The organism is Streptomyces graminilatus (genome assembly GCF_001418565.1).
Lineage (GTDB): Bacteria > Actinomycetota > Actinomycetes > Streptomycetales > Streptomycetaceae > Streptomyces > Streptomyces graminilatus.
On sequence record NZ_LIQQ01000257.1, the window covers coordinates 1 to 11,768 of the forward strand.

10 protein-coding genes are annotated in these 11,768 nt (G+C 71.0%); 7 read left to right on the forward strand and 3 right to left on the reverse strand.

What is annotated here, in order from left to right; all coding sequences use genetic code 11:
• The 4 genes from AOK08_RS21765 to AOK08_RS21780 all read left to right on the forward strand — a co-directional run.
• Positions 1-834: aminotransferase class V-fold PLP-dependent enzyme (locus AOK08_RS21765; RefSeq protein WP_055528759.1), on the forward strand; the 834-nt coding region annotated here is incomplete at its 5' end.
• A gap of 171 nt (positions 835-1,005) precedes the next feature.
• Entirely contained in the window at positions 1,006-1,914 is a 909-nt protein-coding gene (locus AOK08_RS21770) for an alpha/beta hydrolase (RefSeq protein WP_055528761.1), read from the forward strand.
• Positions 1,915-2,077: 163 nt separating this feature from the next.
• Positions 2,078-3,448: a sensor histidine kinase gene (locus AOK08_RS21775; protein WP_055528767.1), complete on the forward strand. Its 1,371-nt coding sequence runs from the start codon at positions 2,078-2,080 to the stop codon at positions 3,446-3,448.
• Positions 3,445-4,140: a response regulator transcription factor gene (locus AOK08_RS21780; RefSeq protein WP_055528774.1), complete on the forward strand. Its 696-nt coding sequence runs from the start codon at positions 3,445-3,447 to the stop codon at positions 4,138-4,140. Before AOK08_RS21775 ends, AOK08_RS21780 begins: the two co-directional genes overlap by 4 nt.
• Positions 4,141-4,155: 15 nt before the next feature.
• Here AOK08_RS21780 and AOK08_RS21785 read toward each other — a convergent pair whose 3' ends face one another.
• Positions 4,156-5,331 (reverse strand): lipid II:glycine glycyltransferase FemX, encoded by a 1,176-nt coding sequence (locus AOK08_RS21785; RefSeq protein ID WP_055528777.1) that lies wholly within the window; start codon positions 5,329-5,331, stop codon positions 4,156-4,158.
• Positions 5,332-5,506: 175 nt separating this feature from the next.
• Between AOK08_RS21785 and AOK08_RS21790 the strand changes: the two genes are divergently transcribed.
• The gene (locus AOK08_RS21790; protein WP_055528785.1) at positions 5,507-6,742 is read left to right on the forward strand and encodes a cytochrome P450; all 1,236 of its coding nucleotides are present in this window, start codon (positions 5,507-5,509) and stop codon (positions 6,740-6,742) included.
• 87 nt (positions 6,743-6,829) lie between these two features.
• The gene (locus tag AOK08_RS21795) at positions 6,830-7,426 is read left to right on the forward strand and encodes a Uma2 family endonuclease (protein WP_055528789.1); all 597 of its coding nucleotides are present in this window, start codon (positions 6,830-6,832) and stop codon (positions 7,424-7,426) included.
• A gap of 10 nt (positions 7,427-7,436) precedes the next feature.
• Here AOK08_RS21795 and AOK08_RS21800 read toward each other — a convergent pair whose 3' ends face one another.
• Entirely contained in the window at positions 7,437-7,691 is a 255-nt protein-coding gene (locus AOK08_RS21800) for a hypothetical protein (RefSeq protein ID WP_055528791.1), read from the reverse strand.
• 129 nt (positions 7,692-7,820) lie between these two features.
• Here AOK08_RS21800 and AOK08_RS21805 point away from each other — a divergent pair, with 129 nt between their 5' ends.
• Positions 7,821-8,291 (forward strand): hypothetical protein, encoded by a 471-nt coding sequence (locus AOK08_RS21805; protein WP_063794110.1) that lies wholly within the window; start codon positions 7,821-7,823, stop codon positions 8,289-8,291.
• Positions 8,292-8,318: 27 nt separating this feature from the next.
• On the opposite strand, the gene AOK08_RS21810 is transcribed toward AOK08_RS21805, so the two are convergent.
• Positions 8,319-11,768: ATP-binding protein (locus AOK08_RS21810; protein ID WP_206743404.1), on the reverse strand; the 3,450-nt coding region annotated here is incomplete at its 5' end.

The following is an 11,768-nucleotide window of genomic DNA, read 5'->3' on the forward strand; positions in this document are numbered from 1 at the left end:
ATTCTTTGCGACGTCACCACCTTTCCCACGGATGGCTATATCGCCGAGTCCGCCGCCCGGATGACCGGCTGTACCCTGCGCGCGCTCGAACCGGGCGCCGTACCGGGCGAGTTGAGCGAGCGCACCGCCGCCGTGCTGCTCAACCACGTCGACTACCGCACCGGGCGACTGCACGACCTGCCCGGTCTCACCGCCGCGATCCACGCGTCCGGTGCCCTGGCGGTCTGGGACCTGTGCCACAGCGCGGGCGCCCTGCCGGTCGCGCTGGACGAGCACGGGGTGGACCTCGCCGTGGGGTGTACGTACAAGTACCTGAACGGTGGGCCCGGTTCGCCCGCCTATCTGTACGTGAACCAGGCGCACCAGGAGCGGTTCGACTCACCCCTGCCCGGCTGGACCTCGCACGCCGACCCCTTCGGCATGCGGCCCGAGTACGCCCCCGCCCCGGGTGCGACACGCGGGCGGGTCGGTACGCCGGACATCCTCTCGATGCTCGCCCTGGAGGCGGCCCTCGACGTCTGGGACGGGGTCGGCATCGACGCCGTACGCGCCAAGTCCCTTGCCCTGACGGACTTCTTCCTGGAGTGCGTCGACGAGTACGTCCCGGAGGGGCGCGTCGAGTGTGTGACGCCGGCCGCGCACGACGAGCGCGGGAGCCAGATCGCGCTGCGGTGTTCGGACGCCGGGGAGGTGATGGCGCGGCTCATCGAGCGGGGCGTCGTCGGCGACTTCCGGCGGCCGGACGTACTGCGGTTCGGGTTCACGCCGCTGTACGTCGGGTTCGCGGACGTGGAGCGGGCGGCCCGGGTGCTGGGTGAGGTCGTCGTCGGCTGACCGTCGCGGACCTGAATCAGCGGCGGCCGGTGTGACGTACGCGTCGGCCGTCGCTGTCCTTGGGGGTGACTTCCGTGTGTCGGCGCACGTCACGCGGCCTGATAGCGTCCCGACAACGGCCGAATTCTCTCCAGGTCCGCCAAATCTGTTACGTCGCTGAGAGGTTGGAGCATGCCGGACGATGCCGTAGCACGTGAGCACGGTGCCGCGGAGGCCCTTGCCGTGGCCGCGCGCGCGGCGGAGGAGGAGAAGTCGGCCTTCTCGCACCCGCCCGTCGACCCCGACGCCACCGCCGCGTACGGCGGTCATCCCGACCAGGTGATCGACTTCTACGCCCCGCGCGGCCCCGAGTCGCGGCCGGACGACGGGAGCGCGCCGCTGGTCGTCGTACTGCACGGGGGTGCCTGGCGGGCGCCGTACGACCGCCGGCACATCACGCCGTTCGCCGCGTTCCTGGCCCGGCGCGGGTTCGCCGTGGCCAACGTGGAGTACCGGCGGGGCGAGGACGACCCGGCCGTCGCCGGGCGCTGGCCCGACACCTTCGACGATGTCGCGGCGGCGCTGGACGCCCTGCCCGCGCTCGCGGCGGCCCACCTCCCGCAGGCCGACCCCCGCCGTACGGTCGTCACCGGGCACTCGGCGGGCGGGCATCTGGCCCTCTGGGTCGCGGCCCGGCACCTCCTGCCCGCCGACGCGCCCTGGTTCCTGGCCCGTCCGGCCCCGCTGCGCGGCGTGGTCGCCCTCGCCCCGGTCGCGGACTTCGGTGTCGCCGCGAAGCTGGACGTCTGCTCCGACGCCGTACGCCAACTCCTGGGCGGGGAAGGCCACTTTGCCGAACGTCAGCCCTACGCCGACCCGGCCCTCCTGGTCCCGACCGGCATCGCGACCACCCTCGTACAGGGGCGCGCCGACATCGACCTACCGGAGATCGTCGCCGAGTCGTACGCGGACGCGGCGGCGAAGGCCGGTGAGGTGGTCGGGGTGACGCTGCTGGCGGACGTCGGGCACTTCCCGCTGATCGACCCGGTCGCGGACGCCTGCGCGGTGGTCGCGGAGGAGATCGCCCAGTTGGCCTGGTGAGCCCGTGGTGGTCCTTCCTGTTCCTTCCGGGTTCCCCGTAGTACCTGAGACGGACGGCGCAGAACCCCTCTCACTGCTGACGACCGCCGCCCGCCCGCCGCCTACCGTGCTGTATGTGACTGAGACGACCCACTCGCAGACGAATCACACGCAGACGAATCACATGCAGACGACCCCCGGGCCGAAGCGGGGGGACGACGCTCTGTTCAGCAGCCCCGAGTTCCGGGTGGCCATGGACGCGCTGGCGGGACTGCGCGCGGACCTGTTCCACGACCCCTTCGCCTACCGGCCGCTGCCCCCGCGCAGCCGGCCCGGCCGGATCGCCCAGGTGCTGCCCGGGCGGCTGCGCCCGTACGCGGTCTGGGCGCCGCACGCCCTGGTGGGCGCGGCCGCGATGCTGGCGCTGCTGGTCACCATCGAGGGCAGCTGGGGCGGCCTGATCGAAACACTGGCGATAGCCGTCTTCTCGCTGGGGCCGATCCTGCTGACGCTGGTCCGGCCGGTGGGGGCCTTCTGGTTCTCCCTGGTCTCGATCCCGGTCGTCGCCGTGCTCAGCCACGACTGGGGCGGCGACTACATGAGCGGCGACTACCCCTGGAAGCCCGCGAGTTTCGTCGCGCACCTGGTGGTGCTGACGGTCGTCGCCGCCCGGACCCGGCCGCGTACGGCCGCCTGGATGTGGGCGCTGACGGCGGTGTACGCCATGGGCGCCGAGGGCCTCTTCGGCTACCACTACTTCAGCAGCAACGCGGTGCCCTTCCTCTTCCTCGCCGCGCTGTCCCTGCTCGTGGTGACCGTGCTGCATGTGCGCCGGGCCGCCGAGGAGGAGGTGACCGCGCAGCAGACGGTGACCGCGCGTGAGCGTTCCCAGCGGACGCTGCTGGAGGAGCGTACGACCATCGCGCGTGAGCTGCACGATGTCGTCGCGCACCACATGATGGTCGTCGCCATCCAGGCGGAGGCGGCGCCCTACCGGGTGGAGGACCCGCCCGAGGAGCTGGCGAAGGCCTTCGCGACGATCCGTGAGAACGCGGTGGCCGCGCTCACCGAACTGCGCCGGGTCCTGGGCGTCGTACGCGCGGAGGACTACGCGGCTCCCGACGCCCCGCAGCCGACCCTGGCCGACCTCGACGCGCTGCTCGCCAATGTGCGGGAAGCGGGCCTGGGTGTGGAGAAGGTGGTGACGGGCGCGGTGCGTGGACTCCCGCAGGGCGTCGAGCTGTCGGCGTACCGGATCGTGCAGGAGGCGCTGAGCAACACGCTCCGGCACGCACCGGGAGCGAGCGCGCGGGTCGAAATCGGTTACGTACTGGGCGGGTTGGGGCTGCGAATCGTCAACGGCCCGGCGGGGGAGGTGTCGTTCGTGAAGCAGACGCCGACCGAGGGCGCGGGCCAGGGGCTCACGGGGATGCGTGAACGCGTCTCCATGCTGAACGGTGAGATGACGGCGGCCCCGGCCGCCGACGGGGGCTACGAGGTCACGGTCTTCCTCCCCGTCGCGAGCGTCACGGTCGAGGACGGAGAGGGGGCATGAGCACCACCGGTACCAACGGCAGGGCCGGTACGATCCGCGTGCTGATCGCGGACGACCAGATGATGGTCCGTGAGGGCTTCTCCGTGCTGCTGAACGCGATGCCCGGCATCGAGGTCGTCGGCGAGGCGGTGAACGGCCGCGAGGCGGTGGACCGGGTGCGCGAACTCGCCCCGGACGTCGTACTGATGGACATCCGGATGCCCGAACTGAACGGTATCGAGGCGACCCGGGAGATCGTCGCGGCGGACGGTTCGGCGAAGGTCCTGGTCCTGACGACGTTCGACCTCGACGAGTACGTGTACCAGGCGCTGCGGGCGGGCGCGTCGGGCTTCCTGCTGAAGGACGCGTCGGCACGTCAACTGGCGGACGGGGTACGGGTGGTGGCGGCCGGCGAGGCTCTGCTGGCGCCCTCGGTCACCCGGCGCCTGATCACGGAGTTCTCGAAGCTCTCCGAGGCGCCGCGGCTGATGCCGGGGGCGCAGGCCGCGTACGGCGATCTGACCGACCGGGAGACCGAGGTGCTGGTGCTCATCGCGCAGGGCCTGTCGAACGTGGAGATCGCCGGGCGGCTGGTGGTCGCCGAGTCGACGATCAAGACGCACGTCAGCAGGATCCTGGTGAAACTGGGGCTGCGGGACCGTACTCAGGCGGCCGTGTTCGCGTACGAGGCGCGGCTGGTGACGCCGGGGTAGGGCCCATTGGTGGGGTCATCTGCGGCCGAGGTAGACCCCCAGCGCCCGTTGCAGCATCCTGCCCTGGCTGCCCACCGGTCGTTCCCACTCCCCGAGGTACTCCACGGCCCGGCCGCCGGCCCCCGTCTTGAAGTGGAGCCGGCCGACGAGGCGGTCCCCGGTGAGGGCGGGCGTGATGGAGCGCAGGTCGTACGTCTCCGCGCCCGAGGCCAGCGCGTCGCACAGCATCCGCCACAACAGCGCACTGCTGGGCCGGAGTTGGCGCCCCCGGCGGCCGGAGGCGGGGTACGAGTGCCAGGCCCGGGAGCCGACGTTGATCATGAGGGCGCCGGAGAGCACCTCGTTCTCGTACTCGGCGACATAGAGGCGGAGCCGGTCGTCGTCCTCGGCGTTCAGGGCCTGCCACATGCGCTGGAAGTAGTCCAGGGGGCGTGCCTTGAAGCCGTCGTGGGCGGCGGTCGCGGTGTACAGGCGGTGGAACTCGGGCAGGTCGTAGTCCGACACCCAGGAGACCGTGATGTCCGCCGACTCCGAGGTGCGCAGGGCCTGTTCCCAGTGCGGGGCGAGGGCGTCGCGCAGGTCGTCCTCCGAGCGCCCGGCCAACGGGATGTGACAGCCGTAGCGCGGCTGGCCGAGCCCGAACCCGCTGCTGTAGCCGCTGCCGTCCCCGCTGTCGTCGTCTTCCTCGCACGGCCGCCATCCGAGCCGCCGCAGCCGCTCGGCGGCGTCGAGCGCGTAGCCGTCGATGCCCGCGGGGGGCAGCTCGCGCAGATGCCGTACGCCCGGGTCGGCGAGGCCAGCCGCCACGGTGGCCGGGTCCCAGTGGCGTACGACCAGGGGCGGCCCGATCCGTACCGAGAACGCCCCGATCCGCTCCAGATGGGCGACGAGCGGGTCCAGCCAGCGCTCCAGCCGGGGTGCCCGCCAGTCGATGGCGGGCCCGTCGGGAAGGTAGGCGAGGTAGCGCCGGGTGCCGGGCATCGGCCGGTAGAGGACGAGTGCGGCAGCGACCATGACATCGCCCGTGGCCCCGCCTGTCGGCTCGCCCTCGAACCAGCCGATGCTCTCCGGCAGCCAGTCGGGCTTCACGCCGCCCCACTCGGGGATCTGGAGATGGCTCACGTCGGGAGAGCGCCGCAGGTGGGCCAGATGCTCCTCGCGCGTGATCTCCCGCACGTACAGGCTGGTCATGGGTGGGGTACTCCTGTTCGGGGGCGGCCACCCTAAGCCGGGGATCACCGGGCGGGTCAAGAGCTCACGGATTCCGCGTATCCCAGCCGGGCCCGGTGTACCGGAAGGGAACTCTGCCCACCCTCCGGTGAGACATCCCTGGTCAGATGGGTGCGGCTCGGGCTAGCGTCCGTGCATGGCAGCTTCACCCGACCCCGCTTTCAACCCCTGGGACCCGGAGTTCCTCGCAGACCCGTACCCCGCGTACGCGGAACTGCGCGCCCGGGGCAGAGTCGTGCACTACGAACCGACCGACCAGTGGCTGGTCCCGCACCACGCGGACGTCTCGGCGCTGCTGCGCGACCGCCGCCTGGGCCGCACCTACCAGCACCGCTTCACCCACGAGGACTTCGGCCGCACGGCACCCCCGCCGGAACACGAGCCGTTCCACACGCTCAACGACCACGGCATGCTGGACCTGGAACCGCCGGACCACACCCGTATCCGCCGCTTGGTGTCGAAGGCGTTCACCCCGCGCACGGTGGAGGCCCTGAAGCCGTACGTGGAGCGGCTGGCGGGCGATCTGGTGGCCGACCTGGTGAAGGCGGGCGGCGGCGACCTCCTCACCGATGTGGCGGAGCCGCTGCCGGTGGCGGTGATCGCGGAGATGCTGGGCATCCCCGAGAGCGACAGAGCGCCCCTGCGCCCCTGGTCGGCGGACATCTGCGGCATGTACGAGCTGAGCCCGTCGGAGGAGACGGCGGCGAAGGCGGTACGGGCGTCGACGGAATTCACGGAGTACCTGCGGGGGCTGATCGCGACCCGCCGCACGGCGCCCGGCGAGGACCTGATCTCGGGCCTGATCGCCGCGTACGACGAGGGCGACCGCCTGACCGAACAGGAAATGATCTCGACGTGCGTGCTCCTGCTGAACGCGGGCCACGAGGCGACGGTCAACGCGACGGTGAACGGCTGGTGGGCCCTGTTCCGCAACCCGGCCGAACTGGCGGCGCTGCGCGCGGACCACTCCCTCATCCCCTCCGCCGTCGAGGAGCTGATGCGCTACGACACCCCGCTCCAGCTCTTCGAACGCTGGGTACTGGACGACATCGAGATCGACGGCACGGTGATCCCGAGGGGGAGTGAAGTGGCATTGCTGTTCGGCGCGGCGAACCACGACCCTGCGGTGTTCGCCGACCCGGCCCGCCTGGACCTGACCCGCCCGGAGAACCCGCACATCTCCTTCAGCGCGGGCATCCATTACTGCATCGGGGCTCCGCTGGCGAAGATCGAGCTGGGGGCGTCGATGGGGGCGCTGCTGAGGGGGGCGCCGACTCTGACTTTGGCGGAGGAACCGGCTCGGAAGCCGAACTTTGTGATCAGGGGGTTGGAGGGGTTGAGGGTCGAGGTCGGGCGGAGAACAACGGGCTGATCACTCGTTCGGATGAGCAGGTGGCCGATCCAGGCACAGCACACCCATGCCTCGGCAAGCTGGTGCACGCCTGCGAAGGAGGGCACCATGACGGTTATGGCGCAGCACATGTCCCCGATGACCGTAGAGGAATTCGAGAAGCTCGCTGCGTTCGTCGCCAAGGAGTTCGAAGCCGTCAGGTTGGAGTTCATCAACGGACGGATCGGGATCAAGGGCATGACGGACGGCAACCACAGTGAGGTCATCAGGTGGTTGCAGGAGTGCTGCCTGCTGGCCGGTACGGGTCTGTGGCTGTACGGAGGTGGGGAGCTGGGCCTGCGGATCGAGAAGTACCGCAAGGGCCGGGCGCTCCCCGACGCTGTGCTCGCACCCCGTGGAACGTTCGCGGGGAAGGGGGACTGGGCCGACACCAATGGCGTGATGATGACGGTCGAGGTGACCTCCTACGACGCGGACACCCACCGGCGTGACCGCGAGGAGAAGCCGTTCGGCCATGCCGATGCCGGGATCCCGTACTACCTGCTGATCGACCGCGACGACTGCTCGGTGACGCTGTACGGCGATCCGGCCCCGGGCGTCGGCTACCGCAGTACCGACAAGAAACCCTTCGGCGCGAAGCTCTCCCTCCCGGCGCCCATCGGTATCGAACTCGACACCGAGGAACTCAAGCGGTACGTCGACTGAGGCCCTGTGCTCACGGAGCCGGAGGGGCTGAGCGGCGAGGCCTGAGCCGGGACCCGACGCCCCGCAGAACCGCCCAGAGGACCAGACCGACGGCGGTCCCGGTGATGACCAGCAACGGCAGTTCGGCGTAGAAGACGCTCCAGTCGGGTCCCTGCTCGAAGCGGCGGACCCGGCCCTGGGCCCTGACGGCCCACACCACCAGTCCCGCGCTCACTCCGAGGGCTACGGTCAGACATCCTGCGGCGGCTTGCGCGCGTTGTCCCATGCCTGCGAGGGACGCGTCCGCGGCGCCGCGGGTTGCCTCATGGGCGGGGTGCGGGCGGACCGGTGGCCCGGCCGGTCGTCGGACGGGGCGGTCTTCTCAGCGGCCCGGCCGACGTGCTGTCATCCAGGGATGGAAGCGGTTCTCACAAGTGTGGTCGCCGTCGTCGGGACCCTTCTCGGCGTGGGCTTCAGCTACGTCGTGCAGCAGCGGATGACCATTCGCAACGAGCGGTTCGCCCGGTGGCGGTTCCTGCAGGAGGAACGCATGGCGGCGTACAGCGCGTACGCGGCCTCGCTGGCGCACTGCCGACGCGGCGAACTCGACCGCTGGCACCGGGCCCAGGAGAACCCGGGCAGCGCGGAGGCCGCGGAAGCGCGGATCGAGTCCTACCGGCTGCGTGGAGTGGCGCGTCAGGAACTCTTCCGGATCCGGCTCGTGGCCCAGGCACCCGACCTCGTCCGGCTGGCCGAGGAGGCGCTGGACCGGGTGAGCGTGATCCACAAGGCGGACGACGAGCAGGAGTGCCACCGCAGCGGTGACGACGCCCGGCGGGCCGTCGAGGCCTTCGTACACGCCGCCGGGCAGCAGATCACCGCCTGAACGCCGCCTCTTTCGAAGGCGGAGCCGCTAGTCGCAGTTACGCAGTTCGTAACGGATGTGGTCGCCCAGGTCGCCCAGGTCGCCCAGGTCGCTCGGACCGCCGGGCAGGGTGAGCAGTCCCTCGGCCCGGCCATCTCGCCGTATGCCGTCGATGGCCAGGACCGCGTCGGCGATCGCGTATTTGATGCCGAGCGCGAGGTCCGTACGGACGAAGAGGCCGTCCAGCCAGTCCAGCCCTTCCGGGTCGCGGTGGCCGACCCCCTTGAGCAGGGTCGTGGCCCTCTTGCGAACCGTCCCGCTCACGATCTGCTCCGGCATCGCGGTCAGCAGTTCGGTCAGCAGGCCGCGGATTTCCGGTCGGCTGAGCCGGGTCCCGAGGAGGGCCCCGCACATGGTGGAGACGTCCTGGAGAGCGGCTGAGTACCAGCCGCTCCGCTCCCGGACGCGTTCACGCTCGGCGGAGGGCGCGGCTGATCCCGGGACGGCGGACGCGCTGCCCGGATCCTGCGGCGCGTCCGGCAGACGGCTCCGGGTGATCTTGTACACCTCCATCACCTCGTCCCGCCCGAGCGTCGCGTGCTCGTCCACCCGGATGACCAGTTTCAGGAGGTTTCTGATGAGGTTGGAATCCTCGTCGTTCGCCACCGCCCGCCGCATACGGGCGGTGGCGGTCCCGAGCAGTGGTATCGCGTGCTCGGTGAAGACCGCGTCGACCACACGGGACGGGTCCAGAAGGATCTTCGTCAGCCGCATGGCCGCGTCGGTGTGCGGGCTGCGGAGCAACTCGCACAGCCAAGGCGTCAGTTCGCCCCACGGCAGGTCCTCAAGCTCCTGAAGGGTCTTGACCGCCGTCCCTGCCACGGCCGGGCTCTCGCCGTTCAGGGCGGCCGACAGCCATGCGCGCGCCGTCTCGTCGAGGTGTACGAGCCGGCTCTCCAGCTTGGCCCTGGTCTGGACGATCTCGCTGTTACGGCCTTTCGCGCCGTTCGCACGGTTCGCGCCGCCCGGGCCGGTCATCAGCCCGCGAAGCCGGTCCACGATGGCGGTCAGCACCGTCGTGGAGCCACTGTTCGCCCATGACTTCAGCATGCTGTGCACCACATGCGGCGCCACCCCGGCCGCCTCAGCTGCCTCGTCCGTCCGGAGGCTCGGCCCGGCGCCCGCAGTGTCAGCGGCCGATGTCCTGACAGGCGCGTCCTCCCGGCGGGCCGGCCGCATGCCCTCGTGCTGGTGCTGGTACTGGTCGAGGTCGTTCAGGATCCGCACATGTTCCTCGACCAGGTCGCCGGCCAACAGGACCTGGGCCGGCCACACGTTTCTGGGGGCCGCCGTGCGGACGGCGTCCAGCGCTCTGAGCAGGCGCAGCCGGGTCTCCGGCAGGAGCACGGCGTTCTGCAGGCAGTAGGCGATGGAGGACAGGCCCTCGCTGCTCCGGGGGTCCTTGAAGTCCTTTGCCAGCAACTGCTCCGCGAGCCACTCGGCGTGTTCCGCGGTCAGGTGACCGAGGACGTTGACGTGCCGGGTCATCTCCGTACCGCGTTCGAGGATGTCGCTCACCACGCCTGTACGGACATCAGGGTCCGCCGCACCGAGCCGGGCCACCAGTCTCACCTGGGCGTTGTCCCAGGTACCGGGGAGCTTCGCGGCCAGCAGTTGCCGCCAGGTGCTCCAGCCCTGCTGCTCCCGTACCGCCGGGCACTCCCAGAACAGCCGCATGGTGCGTACGGCGTCGTCGTCGCCGAGGGAGGGCGGGCAGGCGACCGTGAGGACGGAAGCAGCGAACTCCGCCGTCTGTTCCGCCGACAGCGGGCCGTGCAGATGGGCGAGGACCGCTGTCCGGCGCGCCAGATCGCCCAGCCTCGGATAGTGCTCGCGCAGAACGGCGAGCACCTCGTCCGGTACTTCCTGCCGTGTCGTGCCCGGGTCCGGTTCGAGGCCCTGCTCCTCGATGCCCGGGAGCGCGGTCAGCAGCCGCTGCGGATGGTTCTGCCAGACGACCTGACCGGCCTGGTCGTGGTGCTGGCGCGCGGCGCAGACAGCCGTCAATGCCTCCCCGAGCCGGGCCGGCAGCAGGTCCTCCGGTGTACGGGCCAGGAGTTTCGCCAGTGCGTTGGCCACGGGCCCGGCCAGCCCGACCGGATGGTCGCCGACCGCCTTGACCAGTGCGTTGTGCGCGGCGAGGAGATGCCTGGCCGGGGCCTCGCCCAGGTCCAGGGCCACGCGCCGCATCAGGGTCGGGCTGGAACCGACCCGCTCCAGGACACCGGCGAGGGAGTCCTCCTCGGCGCGCCCCAGCGAGGTCACGACCTGCGTCCTGGCGGCCTCCGTGGTGTCGGCCGGGAGGCGTCCTGCCAGCTCCCGGAAGTCGTCGTACGACGCCACCTGCGACAGCAGGGAGGTCGCGAGAGGCCACAGGTTGCTGTGCCCGGAGTTGAGCGCCCGCACCAGTTCGGTGATGGCGACGCTGTGTGTTCCCTGCCTGAGCAGCCAGCGTGCGTGCGCGTACTCGCCGAAGCTCTGGTGGAAGAACTCCCAGTACGTTTCACCGTCCAGGACCAGACCCTCGCTGACGGCCTGCGCCATCCCCTCGGCGAGTGCCCTGTCCTCGCTGAGTCGCCTGTCCAGCTCCCCCTTGGGCACCTGGACGCGCAGCACGCCCTCCCGGGTCAGGAGCAGCTCGGCGAGCGCGTAGACCGCCCGCTCCTTGTCCGGTGCCGGCAGGCCCCCGCTGGTCCGGATCCTGGCCTGCCAGTAGTCCCCGAAGAGCTGTTTTGTCGTCAGTTCCTCTGGAATGTAACCCTTGTTCGCATAGACCTCGCAGGCCATCGCCAGCCGCACGGGCAGCGCGCAGATCCGGCGGAGCGCGCCGGGCACGGCGACCCGGCCCCGGAGGACACTGAGGAAGGCCTGATCGGACGGAGTCAGCCCGCCGCTCCCCGCGGCGCCGCGCAACAGGTGGTGTTGCGCCCAGTCGACGATCTCGGTCTCCGAGAGCAGCGGCATCGGATGCTCGACCAGCCGGCCGGCCAGGCGGGGCGCACTCCGGTCGGGATACCGCAGATGCCCGCGGTACTCAAGGTCGCGGCAGGTCATGACGACGTTGCCGAGCTCCAGCGCCGCACCGAGCACCGACGACAGTCCCGGCAGCGTCCCGGCGTCGAGGACCAGGTCGAGGGTGTCGACGAGCAGCGTGACCTCGCCGTACGCGGCGCGCAGCCGGGCGAGGAGGTCGATGATCCCCTTCCCGCCACCGGGCCGTACGGCCTCGCCGATCGCCCGGTCGGCGCTCTCGAACCCATGGCGCAGGGTGTCGGGCGGCAACTGCGCGCAGGACAGCAACGCCACCGCGCCCTTCCCGGGTTCGAGCCGCTGGAGCAGTTGCCCGAGCAGCACACTCTTGCCGATACCGCCGTCACCTGTCAGTGCCAGCAGCACCGGCCGCCCGTATGCATCGACCCCGCCGGACCCGCCTCCCCC